This is a genomic window from Streptomyces sp. NPDC045955, assembly GCF_056430805.1.
This window is the reverse complement of record NZ_JBWKKY010000008.1, coordinates 208,383-228,629: the sequence shown is the minus strand read 5'-3', so window position 1 is coordinate 228,629 and position 20,247 is coordinate 208,383. Positions and strand designations below refer to the sequence as shown.

Here is a 20,247-nt window from a genome sequence, read left to right as displayed (position 1 = left end):
GCCCTTCGCCGTGCCCGGATATTTTCCCACGGTCGCAAGTTTGAGGAATTCGCGAAGCTCGTGACGGAATTCTGGACACCACGGGGGTGGGTAACACCGCGGCTCGGGATGACGCAGACTTACACGGGCCCCTCAGGCCCGGCCGCAAAGCGATAGGACAGACCTGTGAAACCCGACTCGACCCGTACCGAAGAACTTCCGATCTACGAAAGCCTCATACGCGAACGCGGAGACGTCGTCGAAGAGGCTCGCGTCGTCGCCGAAGAGACGCAGCACCAGATGACGCAGGCCTTGAACGGGCACGTCCCGGTGCAGCAGGAAGCCGGCACCCAGCAGTAGGCATCACCCGCGGGCATCGCCCGGCCGCGGGACCGCGTTCCCCCTGCCGAAGGCCCACGCCATCCCCGGTTCGGTCACACAGCGCAAGACACGCCGGACGGACGGCGTGCACAGCGCCGTGACCACCATGGCCGCGACCAGTGTGGCGGCGAGCGCACCCACAGGCCCCTGGACCCAGGCCGGCTCGTACCAGCCCCCGTACTTGGCGGCCTGCGCGACGAAACCGTGCAGCAGATAGCCGTACAGCGTGCCCGCGCCCAGGGCGGTGAACCACGTCCGGCGCCCGGGCACCCAGGCGAGGAAGCAGGCGACCAGGACGGCCGAGCAGCCGAAGGCCGCCAGCGTCATCACGGGCCCGTACCAGGACGGGGCCCCCAGTTCCCGGGCGCTGTCGGCGTGGAAGAACCAGGCGTAGTTCATGCGCGGCACCGCCCAGTACGCCACCCCCAGGGCGCATCCGGCCACCGGCACGGCGAGGATCCGCGTCCCGCGCCGGCGCACCAGCCGGAAGTGCTCCGGCCGCAGCAGCAGGCCGAGCACGAAGTACGGCAGGAACTGAAGGGTGCGCTGGAGGTCGAGGTCGTGGCCGACGGACGGTGAGAGCGTCGCCAGCATCGCGACCGCGAGGGCCGTCGGCAGCGGCCACCGCACATGCCGCCACACCGGCGCCGTCAGCCGCCAGACGAACAACGCCGCCAGGAACCAGGTCAGATACAGCGGGTCCAGCAGGCTGACCGGGCGGTCGGGGTCCTGGCTGGTCCACCGGGTGAACAGGGTGTACGCCGTCTCGAACACCACGTACGGCACGGCGACACCGGTGACCAGGCGTTTGAGGCGCCCCGGGCTCCCGTCGAAGGTGCGCGAGAAGTAGCCGGCGATGACGATGAACGCCGGCATGTGGAAGGCGTAGACGACCATGTAGAGCGCGGTGACGGCCCTGCTGTCCGGTCGCAGCGGCTCCCAGGCGTGTCCCACGGCCACCAGCACGATCGCCAGGTACTTGGCGTTGTCGAAGAACGCGTCCCGCTGCCTCGCCGGGCGGGCCGCCGCGCCCTGTTCCGTTCCCCTCGGCGCCCGGGTCTCCTCGGCCACCGGGCGGGCCGTCGTTACCGTGTCACTCACGGGCCCTCCCGAAGGAGTTCCAAGCGGCTGTGCCTCGTCTTGCCCGGGGTAAGGGGGTGGCGTCTGCGCAGAACATCGCCCGCACCCTAATCACAGGGCCGTGCCCCGGTTCAACTCGTAACGGGGGTGACTCGCTTCGGTTCATGCCCGGGTATACGTGGCGGGACGGGCGATCGTCTCCGCGAGGGCGACGGTGAAGGGGTGCCGGGGCTCGGTCAGGATCCGCCGGGACGGGCCCTGTTCGACGATCTCGCCGGCGTCGAGTACGGCGATGCGGTGGGCGGCCGACGCCGTGTCCAGGTCGTGGGTGATGAGGACGAGGGCGAGGTCGTCGCGGTCGCGGACCAGTGCGGCGAGCAGGTCGAGGATGCCCCGGCGGGTGACGGTGTCGAGACCGGAGGTGATCTCGTCGCAGATCAGGACGCGGGGGCGGGCGAGGAGGGCGCGGGCGAGGGCGGCGCGCTGGAGTTCGCCGCCGGAGAGTGCGCCGGGGCTGCGGTGGGCGAGTTCCTCTGGCAGGCCGAGGCGGTCCAGGGTGGCCGACGCCTCGTCCGTCGCCGCCCGTTCGCCGACGCCCCGCAGCCGTACCGCCGTGCGGGCCACCTGGGGCAGGACGGGCCGGTGCTCGTCGAAGGCGGCGCGGGCGTCCTGGAAGACGTACTGCACTGCGGCGAGCCGGTCACGGCCGCGGTGGCGCAGGCTGCGCGGGAGCGGCGTGCCGTCGAGCAGGATCTCGCCGTCGTGGTCGCGGTGGAGGCCGGCGAGGCAGCGGGCGAGTGTGGTCTTGCCGCTGCCGGAGCGGCCGACCACGGCCAGGCACTCGCCGGGATGCAGCGCGAGGTGCGGGACGCGCAGGACGGTGTTCCCGCGGTCGTGCACGGCGGTCAGGTTCCGTACTTCCATGGCGGGTTGCCGGGCGTCGCCGCTCGCCGCGTCCTGTGGCTCCGCCCGCTGTGAGTCGAGCAGCCGTCGGGTCCACTCGTGGCGGGGCGCCGCCCACAGCCGCGCCGGGGGCCCCGACTCCACGACCCGTCCCGCGCGCATGACGAGGACCTCGTCGGCGAGCACGCGGACGACGTCCAGGTCGTGGCTGAGCAGGAGGACCGCGATGCCGCGGGCGGCGACCGCCGCCAGCTGGTCGATGATGCGGCTCTTGGTGAGCGCGTCCTGGCCGGTGGTGGGTTCGTCGGCGACGATGACGCGCGCGCCGAGCAGCAGGGCCTGGGCGAGGACGACGCGTTGCTGCTGCCCGCCGGAGAGCTGGTGCGGGTAGCGGCGCAGCAGGGCTTCGGCGTCCGGGAGCTGGGCGTCGGACAGGGCCCGCAGGACCAGTTCGCGGGCCGCGCTGCGGCGTTCGCGGCGTGTCAGGTGGCGTACCCGGGGGCGGGCGATGTCGTCGAGCAGGGCGCTGACGCGGCGGGCCGGGTTGAGGACGGCGGCGGGATGCTGGGGCACGTACCCGACCGGGCCGTCCCCGGGCCGGCGTACCTCCCCCGTGACGCGGGCACCGGCCGGGTACTCCCCCAGCAGCGCCAGGCCGGTGGTGGTCTTGCCGCTGCCGGAGGCGCCGACCAGGGCGGTCACGCGGCCGGGGAGCACGCGCAGGTTCACGCCGTCGACGATCGCGCGGCCGTCGATCTCCACGCGCAGGTCGCGGATCTCGGCGACGCTGCCAGCCGCTTCCGTCTCTTGGTTCACGCGCGCCGTCCCTTCCTTCCGGGGCTCTTCTCCAGCGCGGCGTCGAAGAGCAGGTTGGTGCCCGTCGTGAGGGCGACGATCAGCAGGGCGGGCACGACCACAGCCCAGGGCTGTACGAAGAGGCCGGTGCGGTTGCGGTCGACCATGACCGCCCAGTCGGCGGCGTCCGGGGCGACACCGACACCGAGGAACGCGGCCGTCGACACCAGGTACAGCACACCGGTCAGCCGGACGCCGGCGTCGGCGGCCAGGGTGCGCAGGGCCGAACGGCCGACGTAGCCGACGGCGACCCGCCACCACGACTCGCCCTGCATGCGCAGCGCCTCCACCGCGGGCCGGGCCGCCGCCTCGGCCGACGCGGCCCGGACGATCCGGGCGGCGTCGGGCACGTTCACCAGCGCGACCAGCAGCGCGAGCCCGGCGGCACCCGGCGAGAACACGGACGCCACCAGCAGGATGAGCAGCAGCGACGGTACGGCGAGCAGCACGTCCAGGGGCCGCATCAGGAGTTCCTCCAGCCGCCGTGCGTGGGTGACCGCGCTGACCAGCCCGACCGGCAGCGCGACCAGGTAGGCGAGGGCCGTCGCGGCGAGCGCGGTCAGCACGACCGTACGGCCGCCGTGCAGCACTTGCCGCCAGACGTCCCGGCCCACGAAGTCGGTGCCGAGCCAGTGGTCGTCGCCGAGGGTGAAGGAGGGGGCGCGGGGGCCGGGTTCACCGGCGAACAGGGGGCCCAGGAGGGCGAGGACCAGCGGGAGCCCGACGACGGCGAGGCCGAGGAGGAACCGGCGTGTCACGCCGCCACCCCCGCCCGGGGCGTCAGCCGGTACGCCACCACGTCCGCGCCCAGATTCAGTACGACGGTCAGCACGCCGAACACCACCGCCAGCCCCTGCACGACCGGCACATCGCGCTCGGCGACGGCGTTGAGGAGGACCGTGCCGAGGCCGGGTATCACGAACAGCGCCTCCACGACGATGACCCCGCACAGCAACCAGTCGACGGTACGGGCGAGTTGCTGGGCTGCCGGGGCGAGGGCGTTGGGCAGGGCGTGGGCGTAGCGGACGCGGGCGCCGGGGACGCCGTAGCGGCGGGCGTGGGCGGCGTAGGGCGAGGCGAGGGCGTCGACCATGCCGGCGCGGACCAGGCGGGAGAGGGAGCAGACCGGGCGGGAGAGCAGGACCAGGACGGGGAGGACGAGCACGGCCGGGTGGCCGAGGAGGTCGGTGCCGTAGCCCACCGCCGTGGGCGGCAGCCACGCCAGTTTCAGCGCGAACACGGTCACCAGCAGCACGCCGAGGGCGAACTCGGGTACCGCGTACACGGCGAGCGTGGCGGAGCTGACCAGCCGGTCGATCAGCCGCCCCTCGTGGCGGGCGGCGAGCACGCCGAGCCCGAACCCGAGCGGGACGAGCAGGGCCAGGGTGAGCGCGGCCAGCAGCAGGCTCGGGCCGAAGCCGTCGGTGATGTACCGGACCACCGGCCGGCCGGAGGTCAGGGACGTGCCGAAGTCGCCGTGCAGCAGGCCCGTCGCCCAGTCGGCGAGACGTTCGTGGGCGGGCCGGTCCAGGTCCATGGCCTCGCGGATCGCGGCGATACGCTCCGGGTCGGGCTGGTCGCCCGCGAGGGCCACCGCCGCGTCGCCCGGCAGCGCCTCGGTGAGCGCGAAGACCAGCAGCACGACGGCCACGGTCTGCACGGCACCGAGGAGCAGCCGCCGGGTGACGAAGGAGCGCAGACCGCTCACGCCAGCCACACCTTGTCGAAGCGGGCCCAGTCGAGGGTGTTGGCGGGCGCCTCGGTCTCGACTCCCTTGACACGACGGGCCGTTCCGAGGATCCAGTCGGCGAAGCCCCAGATCAGGAAGCCGCCCTCGGTGTACAGGCGGCGCTGCATCCGCTCGTAGACGGCGGCCCGTTCGGTCTTGTCGCGGGTGGACTGGGCCTGCTGGTAGAGGGCGTCGAAGTCCTTGTGCTGCCACTTGGTGGCGTTGGTGGTGGAGTCGGTGAGCAGCCGCTGGGAGATGTGGGCCTCGATGGGCATGGCGCCGGAGCGGTAGCAGCACAGGGTGCCGCCGTCGAGGATGTCGCTCCAGTAGGAGTCCTTGCTGCCCATCTTCACGTCGATGGTGACACCGGCCTTGGCGGCCTGGTCGCGGAAGATGCTCGCGGCCTCGGTGAATCCGGCGGCGACGGCCGAGGTGTCCAGGGTGACCTTCAGTTTCTCCGCGCCGGCTCGCTTGAGCAGGGCGCGAGCGCGGTCGAGGTCCTGTTCCCGCTGGGGCAGTGAGGAGGCGTAGTACTCGTAGCCCTTGCCGAACAGGTCGTTGCCGACCTCGCCCGCGCCGGACAGGGCGCCGTCGACGAGTTCCCTGCGGTCGGCGATGAGGTAGAACGCCTCGCGCACCCGCTTGTCGTCGAAGGGCGGCCGGTCGGTCTTCATGCAGAACGCCTGCATGGCGCTGTTGCGGAGCCTGACGATCTCGATCTGGCCCCGGCCCTCGTGGGCGCGGGCGGTGGTGGGGTTGAGCTCGTGGGCGTACTCGACCTGGCCGGCGAGGAGGGCGTTGACGCGCGCGGACTCCTCGTTGGCGACGACGAACTCGATCTCGTCGAGGTGCGGGGCACCGTCCCAGTAGTCCTCGTGGCGGCGGAAGACGGCGGAGCGGCCGGGAGCGAAGGAGACGAAACGGAAGGGACCGGAGCCGATCGGCTTCTTGTCGAAGTCGGTGCCGGTGGCGTTCTCGGGGACGATGTACGCGCCGAACGCGGCCAGTACGTTGGGGAATTCGGCCGTGGGGCGCTTGAGGACGAACTCGACGGTCCGTTCGCCGGTGGCGCGGCTGGCGTCGAGGTCGATGGGTTCCAGGGACGCCTTGGCGCGGAACGTCTGCTCGGGGTCGGCGATGCGGCGGTAGCTGTAGAGGACGTCCTTGGCGGTGACCGGCCTGCCGTCGTGGAAGGCGGCCTCGCGCAGGGTGACCTGCCAGCGGTCGAGGGTCTTGTTCGACTCCCATTTCGCGGCGAGGCGGGGCTGGGCGGAGAGGTCGGCGCCGTAGTCGGCGAGCTTGTCGTAGAGGGCCTTGGCGCGGGCGACGTCGGCGAACAGGTTGGCCAGGTGCGGGTCGAGGGTCTCACTGGCCCCGCCTCCGGCGAAGGCGGCGCGCAGCCGTCCGCCGTGCTTCGGTGTTCCGCCGCTGCCGCTGTCCGCCTTGTCGTCGGTGCCGCCGCCGCAGCCGACGAGGGCGAGGGCGGCGGCGCCGGTGCCGGCGGCGAGGAAGCCGCGGCGGCGCAGGCCGGGGAAACGTTCGTCGTTCATGACTGGTCCTTCGGGTCAGAGGGTGCGAAGACGCGCGACGACGTGCAACCGGTCGGCGTCCGTGGTGGTGCCGGGCAACGCGCCCTGCCGCCAAGGGGGTTCGGTGCGCGGGCCGGGGCCGTCGTGGAGTTCGAGCACCTCGAAGCCGTGCGCGGTGAGGAAGTGCCGCAGCTCCTGCGGGAAGAGCAGCCGCCAGGCGGAGCGCTGTTCGACGGGCGGGGATCCGTCATCGGTGCTCCAGACGCGGGTGCGGCGCAGGAGCTGGGCGGTACGGTCCACCGTCAGCGTGGTGCTGGAACGGTAGGTCCTGCCCCGCCAGGTGAACGCGTTGACGGCGGACCGGTCGAGCAGGTCGGTGCGGCCCAGGAAGTAGGCGCCGTTGCGCATCTCCGCGACGAGCAGGCCGCCCGGTGCGAGGGCTGTGCGGCAGGAGGCGAGGAAGCCGTCGAGCTGGTCGTTGGTGTGGCAGTACAGCAGGGAGCTGTCCAGGCAGACGACGGCGTCGAAGCGGCCGAGGTCGAAGCCGTGCAGGTCGGCCCGGACGTACTGGGGACCGGGGTGGTGGGTGCGGGCGTGGGTGAGCATCGTCTCGGAGAGGTCGGCGCCGGTCACGGTCCGGCCGGCCGCGTGCAGGGCGGCGGCGTCGCGGCCGGTTCCGCAGCCCATGTCGAGCACGCGCGGCCCGGCCCCGTGGCGGCGCAGGCAGTGCTCCGTCCACCGTGCGGCAAGGCGCTCGGTGTCGGGGAAACGGGCCTCGTACAGGGCGGGGTTGTCGGTGAGGAGGTTGCCGCTCGTCATGTTCTGCTCCTCTGCCCCGCCGGGGCGGGGACGCCCGGAGCCGGGCTCGCGGGCAGGGCGCCGAGCCGGTGCAGCCACGCCACGCCGAGCGCGGAGGCCAGGCCGAGGAGGGCACAGCACAGCCAGGGCAGCCACGCGGCCCCGTGTTCGCCGGTGTCCATGGCCCAGCCGACGGCGGTGTTACCGAGGGCGGCGGCGACGCCGGAGACGACGTAGAAGATGCCGAAGTAGGTGCCGGTGAGTTCGGGGCGGCCGAAGCCGGGGATCAGCTCCATCACGAACGGCTGGGCGACCATGAGGCCGATGTGGAGCAGCAGGGCGCCCGCCAGGAGGGGCAGCATGCCCGGCACGAAGGCCGGCGGCAGGAAGGACAGTCCCGTCACGGCGAGCCCGACGGCGACCCAACGCCCCCTGCTGCCACGGGCCTTGAGACTCCTGGTGATCCTCAGTTGCAGCGCCAGGTTGGCCACCGTACCGACGAGGAAGACGATGCCCGCCGCGCCGTCCCAGCCGGTGGCTTCCCTGGCCCTGTCCGGCAGCAGCAGGTACAGCTGGTTCTCCAGGGTGAACATGCCGACCATGGCGAGCGCGAAGGCCAGGAACGCACGGTTGCCGAGCACCTCCCGCCAGTCCCCGAGGACACCGCCGCCGCTTGGCTCCGCCTTCCGCGCGGGCAGCACCAGGGCCTGCGCCACGGTGAGGACGGCGAAGATGCCGGCGGCGGTGAGCGCGGAGGTGCGGAAGTCGACGAGCAGCAGGGCGCTGCCCAGCAGCGGGCCGATCAGCGCGCCGGTGGTGGCGAAGACGTTGAACAGGGCGAACGCCTCTGCCTTGTTCTCCCCCGCCTCCTGCGCGAGATAAGCGCGCACGGCCGGGTTGAACAGGGCCCCGGCGACTCCGCTGAGCACGGAGGCGGCGAGCAGCACCGCCGGTCCGTCGCCGAGCGCGAACAGCGCGAATCCGAGGGTGCGCAGGGCGCACCCGGCGATGATGACGCCGCGCGCGCCGAGCCGGTCCGAGGCGGAACCGCCGATGATGAACAGGCCCTGCTGGCTGAGGTTGCGCACGCCCAGGACGATGCCGACGACCGCCGCCGACAGGCCCAGGTTCTCGGTGAGGTGGGTGGCGAGGTAGGGGATGAGCAGGTAGAAGCCGGTGTTGACGCCGAGCTGGTTGACCAGCAGGAGCCGCACAGCGAGGGGGAAGCGCCTCATCTCATGCCACGTCTTCACGGACCGCCACCTCCTCGACGCCCAGGCCGGGACGGTCGGCAGCGCGTACGACGCCGTCGGCGCCGCCGATGCCGGTCCACGGGTCGCGGGCGAGCAGCAGATGCCCGTCGAGGTCGGCCCAGCGTGCCCGGTCGGCCAGGTGGACGGCGGGGGCGAGGCCCAGGCTGCTGGCGGTGAGGCAGCCCAGCATCAGGGCGGTGCCGCTGCCCTCGACGGCCTCGGCGATGCGCAGGGCCGCGTGCACGCCGCCGCACTTGGCGAGCTTGACGTTGACGCCGTGGACCCGTCCGGCGAGGCGGCGGACGTCGTCCAGGCCGACGGCGTCCTCGTCGGCGATGACGGGCAGCGGTGCGCGCTGCGCGAGGGCGCCCAGGGCATCCGGGTCGCCGGGGGCGACGGGCTGCTCGACGGCCTCCACGCCGAGGTCGGCGAAGCGCGGCAGCAGGGCGTCCGCCTGCGCCACGGACCAGGCGCCGTTGGGGTCGAGGAGCAGCCTGGCCCGGGGTGCGGCATCGCGGATGACGCGGACGCGCTCGATGTCGTCCTCGGGGTCGGGGGCGCCCGCCTTGACCTTGAGGACCTGGAAGCCGCTCGCGGTGAACCGCCGGGCCTGGGCGGCCGCGTGGCCGGGGGACGTGATGCCGATGGTGCGGGCGGTGGCGGCCACGGGCGGTGCGGCGGCTCCGAGGAGGCGGTGCACGGGGACGCCCGCGCGCTTGCCGGCCAGGTCGAGCAGCGCCGACTCGACGGCGGCGGTGACGGCGGGCGGCACGTCACCGTCGAGCCACTCCCCCGCCCGCAGGGCCTCCAGGGCACTCTCCGGACCGGGAAAGCGGCTCAGGTCCACGGCCGTGAGGAGCCGCAGCAGCGTCTCGGTGCCGAGGCCGTAGTACACGCTGGTGACGGCCTCGCCGTGACCGCGCAGTCCGTCGTGCTCGACGGTCAGCCACACGGCGTCGCGCGCGGCCATGGTGGAACGGGAGATGCGCAGCGGCTCGGCGAGTGCGAGGCGTACGGTGCGCAGGCTGGACTTCACGGGCTCTCTTCCTGGAGGGCGGGGGCCGGGAGGGCAGGGGCCCGGAGGGCCGGGGCGGTGAGCGGGTCGCTGACGCGGGTGCAGCGGGCCCAGCCGGCGGCCTCCGCCGCGTGCGGGTGCGGGATCTCGACGGGCCGGGTGGCCGCGGCGGCCGGGTCGAGGCCGTGGGCGGTGGTGAAGTCGTCGTCGTAGACCGTGCCGAGGTAGCGGTGCGGGCCGTCGGGGAAGACGGTGGCGACGACCGCCCCGGGGTGGACGCGGGCGGCCCAGGCGGCGACCCGGGCGGCGGCGCCGGTGCTCCAGCCGCCGCTGACGAAGGCGCCGCGCGCCAGCCTGCGGCAGCTGTCGACGGCCTCGGCGGGGCCGATCCAGTGGACCTCGTCGAAGGCGTCGTAGGCGACGTTGCGCGGGTGGATGCTGCTGCCCAGGCCGCGCATCAGCCGGGGCCGGGCGGGCTGGCCGAAGATGGTGGAGCCGGTGGCGTCGACGCCGATGAGCCGCAGGGCGGGCCAGTGCCTGCGCAGCGGGCCGATGATGCCGGCGCTGTGGCCGCCGGTGCCGACGCTGCACACCAGGATGTCCAGGTGATCGAGTTGGACGGCGAGTTCGGCCGCCAGGGAGGCGTAGCCGGCGGTGTTGTCGGGGTTGTTGTACTGGTCGGGCCAGTAGGCGCCGGGCAGTTCGGCGAGCAGTTCCCGCAGCCGGACCAGGCGCGCGGCCTGCCAGCCTCCCCGCGGCGCCGGCCGGTCCACGACCTCCAGCCGCACTCCATGGGCGCGCAGCAACTGCCGCATGGACGGCTCCAGTTCGCTGTCGCCGACCAGCACGACGGGGTGGCCGAGGGCCTGCCCGGCGAAGGCGAGCCCGATGCCGAGCGTGCCGGAGGTGGACTCCACCACCGGGGCGCCGGGCAGCAGTTCGCCGCGGTCGCGGGCGCCCAGCAGCATGGACACGGCGGCGCGGGCCTTCATCCCGCCCGCCGCGAGGCCTTCGAGCTTGGCCCAGAAACCGGGGTGCGGGCCCGGCAGGTCCGCGGTGATCCGGGCCAGGGGGGTACGGCCGACCAGGGAGAGCAGTTCCCGTCGCGCGGCGGGCCGGAGCGCGGTGGCGGTCATCGTCCGCCTCCCGGGCAGGAGCCGTCGTAGCGGTGCAGGACACCGGGGCCGCCGTCGAGCCAGAAGAACGGGTACGGCTCCGCGCACACCGCGCTGACGCCGTGCCCGAGGAAGCGGGGCAGTACGGCGCTCCCGGTCTGGGCGAACATCACCAACTGCTTGCCGTGCGCCAGTGCGTGGTGCCGCAGGGGTTCGAAGGTGCCGTTGCCCAGGGTCATGCCGGAGACGAGCAGCGCGTCACAGGGGCCGGCCGCGGCGAGCGCGTCGGTGACGACCGGCTCGCCCCACTCGGTCTCGCCGCCCTTGAGATCGCAGGGGACGTAGCGCAGGCCGCGCGAACGCAGCGCTTCCAGCAGGGAGTTGACGACGCCCACCACGAGCACCGTGGCGCCGGGCGGCAGGTCGAGCAGGCCGACGACGGCCTTGGCGCGGGCCCGGGACTTCTCCAGCGACGACCCGGCGGGCAGCGGGAGTGTCCTGGCCCCCTGGGCGTGGGTGTGCGGCAGGACGTGCATCAGGTAGGCGTCGAGGGCCGCCACGCGCACCGGCGGCAGCGGGTGCTCCAGCAGTCGCGCCACGTCCGCGCCCACGCAGTCCTCGACGGCGCTGTCCGGCAGCGTCCCGGGCTCGACCGCGCAGGAGCCGACGGCCTCGGCGAGACGCAGGCTGAGCACCTCGTTGCGGTAGCCGGTGCCGCGCCCGTCGTGCCGTACGGCCTGCCGGGTGGTGAAGGCGACGGAGATGCGCTGAGTGGCCGGATCAGGCCCGAGGGCGCCCGCGCGGACCCGGTCCACGAGGTCGTCGTACGACACTCCGGAGGTCGCGGTGGTCATCGGATCACCAGCCCGGCGCGCAGCCCGTCCAGCAGGCTCTCGACGCGATCGCGTGCCCCAAGCCCGTCGGCGTCGCCGGCCATGACGTGTCCGAGGTACTCGTTGTTGCTGCCCGCCGCCTTCACGGCCCTGCCGAGCTCGGCGAGTTGGGCCTCCAGCACCCCGGGCAGGTCCCGTACGCCGCTGCCGTCCAGCGCTTCGAGGGTGCCCGAGGCCTCCGGCACCAGGAAGCCGATCGCGGCGCTGCGCAACCCGGTGTCGATGCGGCGCAGGTCGGGGGCGCGGCCCAGGGCGACGTCCACGAAGGCGGCGGCGAGGTCGATTCCGGTGACGTGGCGTATGAGTTCGGTGATGCGGTTTCCGGCGGGCCGGGGGTTGACCTCGACCACGCGCGGACCGGCGGAGGTGAGCTTGATCTCGGTGTGCGCCACGACCCCGTCGGTCAGGCCGAGGGCCTTGAGCGCGGCCAGGGCGGTGTGTTCGGCGGCCTCGGTGTCGCCGGGCGGCAGAGCGGCGGGGAACATGTGGCCGGTCTCGACGAAGGCGGGTGCGCCGCCGACGCTCTTGTCGGTCACGCCCACCACGTGGACCGCGCCCGCGTGCGACACCGTCTCGACGCTCACCTCGGGGCCGTTCAGCAGCTCCTCCAGCAGCACCACGGGCGTCCGCCGCTGTCCGCGCGCGTTGACCGGGAAGTCGGCCAGGGCCCGGCAGGCGGCGGCGAGTTGGGCCTCGTCGTCCACCCGGCGCACGTACATGCCCGCGCACAGGTCGACGGGCTTGACGACGAGCGGGTAGCCGATCTCCCGCGCGGCCCGCGCGATGTCGGCCCACTCCTCGCGCACGGCGAAGCGCGGCCCCGGGACCCCGGCGTCGTCGAGGACGCGGCGGGTGGCGTCCTTGTGGCAGGCGTTCTCCACGGCCTCGGGACCGGGGCCGGGCAGACCGAGGCGCCCCGCGATCCGGGCCACCGTCGGCAGGTAGTAGTCGCAGGAGGTGACGACCCCGTCGAAGCCGAGGACCCCGTGGAGCCGCTCGACCTCGGGCAGCAGCGTCTCGATGTCGTTGGTGTCGGCGGTGATGACGTTGCGGGCGCCGAGCAGCGGATGGGCCGTCCCCTCCGGTGCGGAGCGCAGGTAGTGGTGCAGGTCGCGGGTGAGGAACGTGAACGCGTGCCCGTTCTCCCGGATCGCCCGCGGCAGCAGTCTGCTCATGGACCCGACCCAGCTCTCGACCACCAACAGATGAGCCACAACTCCCCTTTCCTCGCTGCGAGTTCAAGGCGCACGGGCAGCCCGGCGAACCCTCCGGGGAGGGTGCCGGGTGTTGCCGCCAGAGACGTTATCGATAATCATTTTCATTGTCACCTGGTTGGGCGAAGATCTTCTGGAGACCCTCTTGACCCGTCCCGCACACCGCACCGCACTCCTGTGCGCCCTCGCGGCCGCCTGGCCGACGGCGACCCGGACGGCCTGCGCCCGGACGGCGCCTTCGACAGTCCCGGCTCCCGCAACTACGAGGCGGCCAACCGCGTCGTCAAGTGCGCCGACGGGCCTCCCCCGAGCCCTCGTGGCATCGTCGCGGACATCCGCCGCACCCGCCGCCTCGATCCTCAGCCGGTGCTGACGGGCATGGAGGCGAGCACCTGCGCCTACTGGCATCACCGGCCCGGCCACCGCACGCCGTTCGGCAGCCCGGACGCGCCGCCGGTCCTCCTCGTCGCCTCCGGGCACGACCCGGTCACGCCGGTCGAGGGCGCCCGCCGCCTCCAGCGCCTGCTGCCCGGCTCACGCCTGGTCACCCTCGAAGACGACTACTCCCACGGCGTGTTCGCCAGCCGCGGCGACGCCTGCGTGGACGGCACCGTGGCGGCGTACCTGGTGCACGGAGAAGTGCCGTCGGCGAACGTCCGCTGCGCGGGCCCCGGGCTGCCGACGGCCGAGTAGAGCCCGGTCTCAGCTCTCCTTCCACACCAGCACGGTCAGCACCGCGCTCGCGACGGTGACCGGGACGGCGGCCTGGTTCAGCAGCCGTATCCGCATGCTCCGGCCGGACGGGAGCCGCTTCGTCAGGGGCACGACCGCGAAGGTGCCGCCGCCGGTCCCGACGATCTCGTGGATCGGGTGGTCGGCGCGGTGCTGGTCGCCCTGGTACTCCGACATGCGCGCCTGGACGACCGCGCCCGCCGGCAGGCCGTCGATGTGCAGGCTGACGCTGCCGCTGAATCGGGCCGGGCCACGGACGAAGACGCTTCCGCCGGTGGCGTGGTCGCCGGTCTCGTCGGCCCACTCCGTGGCGAACTCGACCGAGTCCCAGGCACCGGGCGCGAGCCGATAGCCCTTGGAGACACCGAGGTTGACGTACTGGGGCATGGGGTCCTCTCCTTCCCACAGGCCCGCCGGGAGGGCCAGGGCGTCGGCGACGTCACGTCGGAAGTCGGCCAGGTCGAATCCGCGCGGGTCGACCTTCCAGTCGCTCCACTCCAGGTGACCGATCGCGCTCTTGGGGCCCCAGCCGTGCGCGCGGCAGATCGCGGCGGTGGCCTTGACGATGGCGATGTACTGGACACTCGGCCACGGGTCCTTGCCGTCGCCCTTGTTCTCGCATTCCCAGCCGTAGAAACGGGCGTTGCCGTCGACCGCGCCGGCCGAGCCGTCGTGCTCGTGCGTCGCGGGCGGGTACGTGCCGTACGACTCGCCGATGACGGCGTTGAGCACGTCACCGTCGCCGCCGCCGGCGTGGTTGGCCCGGCCGTTGCCGGTCAGGTGGACGACGCCGTCCTTGGTGATGCATCCGGTGGCGAGCGGACCGGGCAGGGCGCTGTGGCCGTGGTAGATCAGCTCGACGACGGCCGTGCCGGGGCCGGTGACGGTGTGATGGATCATCACCCCGTGCACGGGACCCCACGGGCCCTTGTGGTTGCGGTTGTTGGTGCGCCATCCACCGACCTCGTGAACGGCGCAGCCCTCGGCCTTCAGCGCTGCGACGAGCCGGGCGGCGGTGAGCGGGGTGGCCATGAGTCAGTCCTCCGTTCCGGCGCGTTCGTGCCGGTCTGAAGACGGTGCTGAACACGGTGCTGAACACGGTGCGATCGCTTTGCGGGGCGTGCCCGGCCGGGATGCTGGTGCGTCTGCGGTGCGTTTCCGTCCCCGCGGTGCGGGTCCGGCGGATCGTTTCGCCGGAGCTGCCGCGCGGAGGTCGCCAGGCCCTCACCATTCTCGCGCCGCTCGCGTCGTCGCTCACCTCGCCGTACGCCACGTCCGCAAAATCGGCGGGATTACGACCCTGCGGCACCAGGAGGGGGCGGGGCGCTGTCAGTGGCCCGGCGTAGGGTCCGCCGCCATGAGCGTCCCCGCCGTCGAGGAGTCCTGGGCCCGTGTCGACGCCTGGCTGGCCCGGCACGCTCCCCTCTCCCACGCCACGCTGCGCCCACCCGCGTCGCGGGCCGGCATCGAGGACGCGGAGCGCACGCTCGGCGTGCCGTTCCCCCCGGACCTGGTGGCCTCGCTGCGGTGCCACGACGGGGCGGAACCCGACGACGGCACAGTTCAGTTGTCGTCCTACGGCCCGCTGTGCGGTGTCGCGGACATCGTGAAGCGGAACACGGCCTTCCTGCGGAGCCTCGGGGTGGCTGAAGCCGGGCTGCCCCTGACCCTGGGCATCGGCCGGCGGGCCTCGGACGGCCTGTTCCTCGCCTGCCGCCCCGGGCCCCACCACGGACAGGTGGGCCGCCGCTTCGACGACGAGATGCGCTCCTTCGCGCACTGGCCCTCGCTGCGTCATGTTCTGGCCGACCTCGCGGACGCCCTGGAGGGCGGTCGCCCGTTCCTCGACCGCGTCCCCGTGGCCGTGGCCGGAAAGCTGGGGTGGGAGGAGGAGCGGACCGTGACCGCCGAGGCGGTCTCCCCGCCGGCGTGGGCCGCCGCGCTCGCCGAGCCGGAGTCCGACCCGCCGGCCCTCCAGCGCCCGGTCTTCCCGGACGCCGCCGGTGGTCCCCCGCCACCACCCCGGCAGGAAGGGACGCAGCGGCTCTTCTTCGTCCGCACCCGCCGGCTGCGGCCCGCCCCGCTGCCGGACCAGCCGGACGTCGCGTTCGCCGCCGGTCTGACACCGGCCGGGATGCTGCGCCGGCTCGGCGCGGTCCCCGCCACCGTACGGCCGCGCGACCACCGGCAGGCCCAGCGGGCGGCGGAGTCCGCGTGGGCCGCGCACCGGCCCCTGGTCCGGGCGGGCGAGGCCGGCGGCTGAGCGTACGCCACGCTGGAGGGCGGCGCCGCGCAGTTCGCCCGGCCGGAGGTGCTGCGCACCCTGTCCCCCGGCACACGCGTGGCGGTCCTGACCCGGCACGGCCCGGAGGTCGTGCTCACCTTCGCCGAGGACGGCGTGCCGTGTCCTCATGAGGACACCCGGCGCGTCATGTCGCCGCGCGAGGGCAACAGGGCAGGCGGACCGGATGCCCGGCGGCTCGGCGTGGACCTCTGGCCCGGCTCGACCGCCGCGTACACCCGCTTCCTGGCCGTACTGAGACAGGACTTCGGCATCGCCTACGACCCGGACGAGGAGGGCCCGGCGGAGCTGACCAGTGCCCCGCTGCTGCCCCTCCTGCACGACCTCCCCACGGCGGAGGACTGCGGATTCCCTTCCTGAGTACGGCACTTGGACCTGGCCGGCCTCGTTCAGCGCACACCGCCGCAGCGCCTGCGCGCCGCCGTCGCGGCCCACCTGTCGCGCCTGGCATCGGAGACGCGTCTCGACACCCACCCGGAGGTGGCCGAGGCCCTCGACCTAATCCGCCGCGGCCTGCCCGTCGCCTGCGACCCGGACGGTCCCCTGGACTCGCGCATGCGCACCCTGGCCGCAGAGGCCCACGCGACCCGGCGGCTCCTGGCGGACGGCGACAGCGCCCCCGTCTCCCACAAGGACCTCACGGCGTGGGACGCACCCGCCGGGGCGGCCCACGCACTGCGCGAGTTCCTCCACCTCCCCCTCCCGGTCGCCGCGGCGACGATCCTCGACCAGCACGTCTCCCTCCGCTGGCACGAGGAACTCACCGCCGACCTGGACAGCGCGTGACGACGGGCGCGCTCGCATGACCTTCTTGAGGACCGCGTGCCCGCCAACGCGCCTTCGCGGCGTCGGAGCACGCGGGCCGAAGCGCCGAGCCAGACCTGGGGCCGAAAGCTCGCACACCGCCCTTGCATCAACGGAACACCACTCGTTGGCGTGGATCACTCGGCCGTTCAGCTCAAGGAAGCCCCACCACAGCGGGCTGTGCCGCATCAGCGGGACTAGCTTTCCGCCGAGTTGGACACGCACTGCCGATCGAGGAGCTCATGGCGACACATACCGAACCGGTCGCTCCGGTAGCGGCGGCGGAGCGCCGCGGTCCGGGCCAGGTGATCGTCTCCTGGGTGACGACGACGGACCACAAGAAGATCGGTCACCTGTACCTGATCACGTCGTTCGTCTTCTTCCTGATCGCCGGGGCGCTGGCGATGGCCATCCGGGCCGAGCTGGCCCGGCCGGGGATCCAGTGGCTGTCCCACGAGCAGTACAACCAGGCGTTCACCATGCACGGCACGATCATGCTGCTGCTGTTCGCGACGCCGACGTTCGCCGGGTTCGCCAACGCGGTGATGCCGTTGCAGATCGGCTCCCCGGACGTGGCCTTCCCGCGGCTGAACATGTTCTCGTACTGGCTGTTCCTCTTCGGCGGCCTGATCGTGCTCGGCAGTCTGCTCACCCCCCAGGGCGCAGCGGATTTCGGCTGGACCGCCTACACCCCGCTGAGCGGCGGGGAGCGCACTCCCCAGGTCGGCGGGGACCTGTGGCTGATGGGCCTGGCCCTGTCCGGGTTCGGCACCATCCTCGGCGCCGTCAACTTCATCACCACGATCATCTGCATGCGCGCCCCGGGCATGACCATGTTCCGCATGCCGATCTTCACCTGGAACGTGCTGCTCACCTCGGTGCTGGTGCTGCTGGCGTTCCCGGTGCTGGCCGCCGCACTGCTGGTGCTGGAGGCCGACCGGCGTTTCGGGGCGCAGGTGTTCAACGCGGAGAACGGTGGCGCGATCCTCTGGCAGCATCTGTTCTGGTTCTTCGGTCACCCCGAGGTGTACATCCTGGCCCTGCCGTTCTTCGGCGTGATCAGCGAGATCATCCCGGTCTTCGCCCGTAAGCCGATCTTCGGTTACACGGGCCTGATCGGCGCCACGATCGCCATCGCCGGGCTGTCCGTGACGGTGTGGGCGCACCACATGTTCGCCACCGGCGCGGTCCTGCTGCCGTTCTTCTCCTTCATGACGTATCTGATCGCCGTGCCGACGGGGGTGAAGTTCTTCAACTGGATCGGCACCATGTGGAAGGGTTCGCTGTCCTTCGAAGCGCCGATGCTGTGGGCGGCCGGGTTCCTGGTCACGTTCCTCTTCGGCGGTCTGACCGGGGTCATCCTCGGCTCGCCGCCACTGGACTGGCATGTGACCGACTCCTACTTCGTGGTCGCGCACTTCCACTACGTGCTCTTCGGCACGATCGTGTTCGCGATGTTCGGCGGCTTCAGCTTCTGGTGGCCGAAGATGACCGGCACGATGCTGGACGACCGCATCGAGAAGGTCCACTTCTGGACCCTGTTCGTCGGCTTCCACACGACGTTCCTGGTGCAGCACTGGCTGGGCGCCGAGGGCATGCCCCGCCGGTACGCCGACTACCTGGCCGCGGACGGCTTCACCTGGCTGAACACCGTCTCGTCGATCGGCGCGTTCCTGCTGGGGCTGTCCACGCTGCCGTTCCTGTACAACGTGTGGAAGACCTCCCAGCAGGGCAAGCGGGTCGAGGTCAACGACCCCTGGGGTTACGGGCGTTCCCTGGAGTGGGCGACCTCGTGTCCGCCCCCGCGGCACAACTTCGTCACCCTGCCGCGGATCCGCTCCGAATCCCCCGCCTTCGACCTGCACCATCCCGACGTGGCCCAGCTGGACGAGGCGGAGAACACCGGCCGACGCGATGTCGTCGAGCCCGGCGGGCACAAGGGCCGGCGGACGTGACACGCGGCAGCCATGGGGTGCCGTACAGCAACCCGCGGCACGCGCTGGCCGACGAGGCCGAGGGCTATCTCCTCGCGCACGTCCATATCGATCAGGCACGGCGCGAGGCGGAAGAACTCTGCGCGGGGATGCCGTGGCTGACCGCCGCCCAGGCCGAGGAACTCGCCGGCCACTACGTCCGCCGGCGCCTCGACGTCACCCGTCAGCTGCTGCACGACACGGTCCGGCGGGCCGAGGAGCTGCGGCAGGAGTACGAGAGCCGCTACGCCGGCCTCCGGCTCGCCCTGCTGCGCCGCCACGCCGCCTGTGCCTGCGCCCTCCTCGCCGGCGCGGGCACAGTGAGCGCCCTGGCGGTCCTCCTCACCCGCTGACCAGTTCGTGTTCCGGCGCCGGCTGCGGCGCCGGGACGGCCTTCGTCTCCCACTGGCCGGTGGTCCGTACGTAGCCGTAGATCACCGAGGCCATCGCCAGAAGGAGCAGCGGCCCGAACAGCCACGGACGCGCGGCCATCTCCATCGGCAGATAGCGGTAGGACAGCAGCATCGCCGTGAAGACGGCCACTCCGTAGGTGACCAGCTGGATTCCGGAGCGGTCCCAGCCGCGTTCGAGCGAGCGCAGGGCCGCCTCGATCGTGACCGTGAACACCACGCCGGCCACGAGATCCACGCCGTAGTGGTAGCCGAATCCCAGCGTCGCGGTAAGCGTGGCGATCAGCCAGAACGTGCCCGCGTGGCGCAGCACGCGTGGGCCCCTGCGGGAATGGATGAAGATCGCGGTGGCCCACGCCGTGTGCAGGCTGGGCATGCAGTTGCGGGGCGTGATCCCGTCGTACAGCACCTCGTGCGGGACGGCGCTGGTCGGTGGCGGCAGGTCCGGCCACAGGTTGGCCACCGCCCACTGCAGGCCGCCGGTGCCGGAGGCGCCCGGGCCGTAGGCGAAGACCGGGCCGACGACCGGGAAGATCATGTAGATGCCCGGCCCGAGGAGCCCGATGACCAGGAAGGTCCGTACCAGGTGGTGGCGCGGGAAGCGGCGCTCGGCGGCCACGTTGCGCAGTTGGTAGAGCGCGACGACGACGGCGGCCACCGCCAGTTGGCCGTAGACGGTTTCGAGGGCGATGGCACCGGCCTGGCCGGTGGCCGTGACGATCCGGCCCACCAGCCACGACGGGTTGCCCAGCGCATGGTCGGCGGTCGCCACGTACGGGTCGAGCACCATCGGGCGGGTCTTCGAGGTGATGACCAGCCAGGTGTCACCGGCCTTGCGGCCGGCCACCAGCAGCAGGCCGAGTCCGACGCCCTTCAGCAGCAGGACGCGTTCCGGGCCGGTGCGGCGCGTCACCGCGATGACCGCGCAGCCCAGAATCACCCACAACGCGCCGTTGCCGAAGGGATGGCGGTCCCCCAGCTCGACGCCGACCGCCCAGCGCACCACCAGGAAGACGGCGTCGATGCCGAGTGCGAAGCCGAAGGCGACGAACCGCTGCCGCCGGGTGAGGACCACCATGGTCAGCGCCATGGCGGCGTACAGCAGGAAGCCCGACTTGGGGGCGACGATCACCTCCTGCACCTGGCACGTGATCGGCCCGGGCACGCCGAGGCGGCGCGCGGCGATCTCCAGCGCGATGAGAAAACCGAGGGCCACCACACCTGCTGTGGCCCACAGCATCGTCCGGGGTCGAGGCCGGGCGGGGAACGTGATTCCGCGTCT

20 protein-coding genes are annotated in these 20,247 nt (G+C 72.8%); 7 read left to right on the top strand and 13 right to left on the bottom strand.

From position 1 onward, the window contains the following. Positions 1–165: 165 nt before the first annotated feature. Entirely contained in the window at positions 166–339 is a 174-nt protein-coding gene (locus tag AC07F0_RS18920) for a hypothetical protein (protein ID WP_478980209.1), read from the top strand. A 3-nt stretch (positions 340–342) separates the two neighbouring features. On the opposite strand, the gene AC07F0_RS18915 is transcribed toward AC07F0_RS18920, so the two are convergent. The 11 genes from AC07F0_RS18915 to AC07F0_RS18865 all read right to left on the bottom strand — a co-directional run bounded on the left by AC07F0_RS18915 (position 343) and on the right by AC07F0_RS18865 (position 12,744). Beyond that, positions 343–1,461 carry an acyltransferase family protein gene (locus tag AC07F0_RS18915; protein WP_478980207.1) on the bottom strand — a complete coding sequence of 373 codons (1,119 nt, stop codon included), beginning with the start codon at positions 1,459–1,461 and terminating at the stop codon, positions 343–345. Positions 1,462–1,602: 141 nt separating this feature from the next. Beyond that, positions 1,603–3,159 (bottom strand): ABC transporter ATP-binding protein, encoded by a 1,557-nt coding sequence (locus tag AC07F0_RS18910; RefSeq protein WP_478980205.1) that lies wholly within the window; start codon positions 3,157–3,159, stop codon positions 1,603–1,605. Then, positions 3,156–3,956: an ABC transporter permease gene (locus tag AC07F0_RS18905; protein WP_478980203.1), complete on the bottom strand. Its 801-nt coding sequence runs from the start codon at positions 3,954–3,956 to the stop codon at positions 3,156–3,158. The genes AC07F0_RS18910 and AC07F0_RS18905 overlap by 4 nt, the downstream gene beginning before the upstream one ends. Beyond that, positions 3,953–4,906: an ABC transporter permease gene (locus AC07F0_RS18900; protein ID WP_478980201.1), complete on the bottom strand. Its 954-nt coding sequence runs from the start codon at positions 4,904–4,906 to the stop codon at positions 3,953–3,955. Before AC07F0_RS18900 ends, AC07F0_RS18905 begins: the two co-directional genes overlap by 4 nt. Then, entirely contained in the window at positions 4,903–6,477 is a 1,575-nt protein-coding gene (locus AC07F0_RS18895; RefSeq protein ID WP_478980199.1) for an ABC transporter substrate-binding protein, read from the bottom strand. The genes AC07F0_RS18900 and AC07F0_RS18895 overlap by 4 nt, the downstream gene beginning before the upstream one ends. Positions 6,478–6,492: 15 nt before the next feature. Further along, on the bottom strand, positions 6,493–7,275 hold the full coding sequence (locus tag AC07F0_RS18890) for a class I SAM-dependent DNA methyltransferase (protein ID WP_478980198.1): 783 nt from the start codon (positions 7,273–7,275) through the stop codon (positions 6,493–6,495). Then, positions 7,272–8,507 carry an MFS transporter gene (locus tag AC07F0_RS18885; protein ID WP_478980196.1) on the bottom strand — a complete coding sequence of 412 codons (1,236 nt, stop codon included), beginning with the start codon at positions 8,505–8,507 and terminating at the stop codon, positions 7,272–7,274. The genes AC07F0_RS18890 and AC07F0_RS18885 overlap by 4 nt, the downstream gene beginning before the upstream one ends. Next, positions 8,491–9,543 (bottom strand): dipeptide epimerase, encoded by a 1,053-nt coding sequence (locus AC07F0_RS18880; protein ID WP_478980194.1) that lies wholly within the window; start codon positions 9,541–9,543, stop codon positions 8,491–8,493. Before AC07F0_RS18880 ends, AC07F0_RS18885 begins: the two co-directional genes overlap by 17 nt. Further along, positions 9,540–10,658: a PLP-dependent cysteine synthase family protein gene (locus AC07F0_RS18875; protein WP_478980192.1), complete on the bottom strand. Its 1,119-nt coding sequence runs from the start codon at positions 10,656–10,658 to the stop codon at positions 9,540–9,542. The genes AC07F0_RS18880 and AC07F0_RS18875 overlap by 4 nt, the downstream gene beginning before the upstream one ends. Next, positions 10,655–11,491 (bottom strand): Rossmann-like domain-containing protein, encoded by an 837-nt coding sequence (locus AC07F0_RS18870; RefSeq protein WP_478980190.1) that lies wholly within the window; start codon positions 11,489–11,491, stop codon positions 10,655–10,657. Before AC07F0_RS18870 ends, AC07F0_RS18875 begins: the two co-directional genes overlap by 4 nt. Further along, positions 11,488–12,744 carry an ATP-grasp domain-containing protein gene (locus AC07F0_RS18865; protein ID WP_478980188.1) on the bottom strand — a complete coding sequence of 419 codons (1,257 nt, stop codon included), beginning with the start codon at positions 12,742–12,744 and terminating at the stop codon, positions 11,488–11,490. The genes AC07F0_RS18870 and AC07F0_RS18865 overlap by 4 nt, the downstream gene beginning before the upstream one ends. A 177-nt stretch (positions 12,745–12,921) precedes the next feature. Between AC07F0_RS18865 and AC07F0_RS18860 the strand changes: the two genes are divergently transcribed. Then, on the top strand, positions 12,922–13,437 hold the full coding sequence (locus tag AC07F0_RS18860) for an alpha/beta hydrolase (RefSeq protein WP_478980186.1): 516 nt from the start codon (positions 12,922–12,924) through the stop codon (positions 13,435–13,437). A gap of 9 nt (positions 13,438–13,446) precedes the next feature. Here the strand turns inward: AC07F0_RS18860 and AC07F0_RS18855 are convergent, their stop codons facing one another. After that, entirely contained in the window at positions 13,447–14,508 is a 1,062-nt protein-coding gene (locus AC07F0_RS18855; RefSeq protein WP_478980184.1) for an N-acetylmuramoyl-L-alanine amidase, read from the bottom strand. Positions 14,509–14,833: 325 nt separating this feature from the next. Between AC07F0_RS18855 and AC07F0_RS18850 the strand changes: the two genes are divergently transcribed. The 5 genes from AC07F0_RS18850 to AC07F0_RS18830 all read left to right on the top strand — a co-directional run bounded on the left by AC07F0_RS18850 (position 14,834) and on the right by AC07F0_RS18830 (position 18,908). Next, positions 14,834–15,739 carry an SMI1/KNR4 family protein gene (locus AC07F0_RS18850; RefSeq protein WP_478980182.1) on the top strand — a complete coding sequence of 302 codons (906 nt, stop codon included), beginning with the start codon at positions 14,834–14,836 and terminating at the stop codon, positions 15,737–15,739. A gap of 48 nt (positions 15,740–15,787) precedes the next feature. Then, a complete protein-coding gene (locus AC07F0_RS18845; protein ID WP_478980180.1) occupies positions 15,788–16,138 on the top strand; it encodes a hypothetical protein in 351 nt (116 codons plus the stop codon). A 9-nt stretch (positions 16,139–16,147) separates the two neighbouring features. Then, positions 16,148–16,564 carry a hypothetical protein gene (locus AC07F0_RS18840; RefSeq protein WP_478980178.1) on the top strand — a complete coding sequence of 139 codons (417 nt, stop codon included), beginning with the start codon at positions 16,148–16,150 and terminating at the stop codon, positions 16,562–16,564. A 260-nt stretch (positions 16,565–16,824) separates the two neighbouring features. Then, positions 16,825–18,537, top strand: coding sequence for an aa3-type cytochrome oxidase subunit I (ctaD, locus tag AC07F0_RS18835; RefSeq protein ID WP_478980176.1), 1,713 nt, complete (start codon positions 16,825–16,827; stop codon positions 18,535–18,537). Next, positions 18,534–18,908 (top strand): hypothetical protein, encoded by a 375-nt coding sequence (locus tag AC07F0_RS18830; protein ID WP_478980174.1) that lies wholly within the window; start codon positions 18,534–18,536, stop codon positions 18,906–18,908. Before ctaD ends, AC07F0_RS18830 begins: the two co-directional genes overlap by 4 nt. On the opposite strand, the gene AC07F0_RS18825 is transcribed toward AC07F0_RS18830, so the two are convergent. Then, positions 18,898–20,205: a phosphatase PAP2 family protein gene (locus AC07F0_RS18825; protein WP_478980172.1), complete on the bottom strand. Its 1,308-nt coding sequence runs from the start codon at positions 20,203–20,205 to the stop codon at positions 18,898–18,900. The two genes, AC07F0_RS18830 and AC07F0_RS18825, sit on opposite strands and share 11 nt — an antisense overlap. Positions 20,206–20,247 lie beyond the last annotated feature (42 nt).

Bases quoted from the DNA above. Each gene is read 5' to 3' on its own strand.
- AC07F0_RS18895 (WP_478980199.1), bottom strand. From the start codon at position 6,477: ATGAACGACGAACGTTTCCCCGGCCTGCGCCGCCGCGGCTTCCTCGCC.
- AC07F0_RS18890 (WP_478980198.1), bottom strand. From the start codon at position 7,275: ATGACGAGCGGCAACCTCCTCACCGACAACCCCGCCCTGTACGAGGCC.
- AC07F0_RS18875 (WP_478980192.1), bottom strand. From the start codon at position 10,658: ATGACCGCCACCGCGCTCCGGCCCGCCGCGCGACGGGAACTGCTCTCC.
- AC07F0_RS18870 (WP_478980190.1), bottom strand. From the start codon at position 11,491: ATGACCACCGCGACCTCCGGAGTGTCGTACGACGACCTCGTGGACCGG.
- AC07F0_RS18855 (WP_478980184.1), bottom strand. From the start codon at position 14,508: ATGGCCACCCCGCTCACCGCCGCCCGGCTCGTCGCAGCGCTGAAGGCC.
- AC07F0_RS18850 (WP_478980182.1), top strand. From the start codon at position 14,834: ATGAGCGTCCCCGCCGTCGAGGAGTCCTGGGCCCGTGTCGACGCCTGG.
- ctaD (WP_478980176.1), top strand. From the start codon at position 16,825: ATGGCGACACATACCGAACCGGTCGCTCCGGTAGCGGCGGCGGAGCGC.
- AC07F0_RS18825 (WP_478980172.1), bottom strand. From the start codon at position 20,205: ATGCTGTGGGCCACAGCAGGTGTGGTGGCCCTCGGTTTTCTCATCGCG.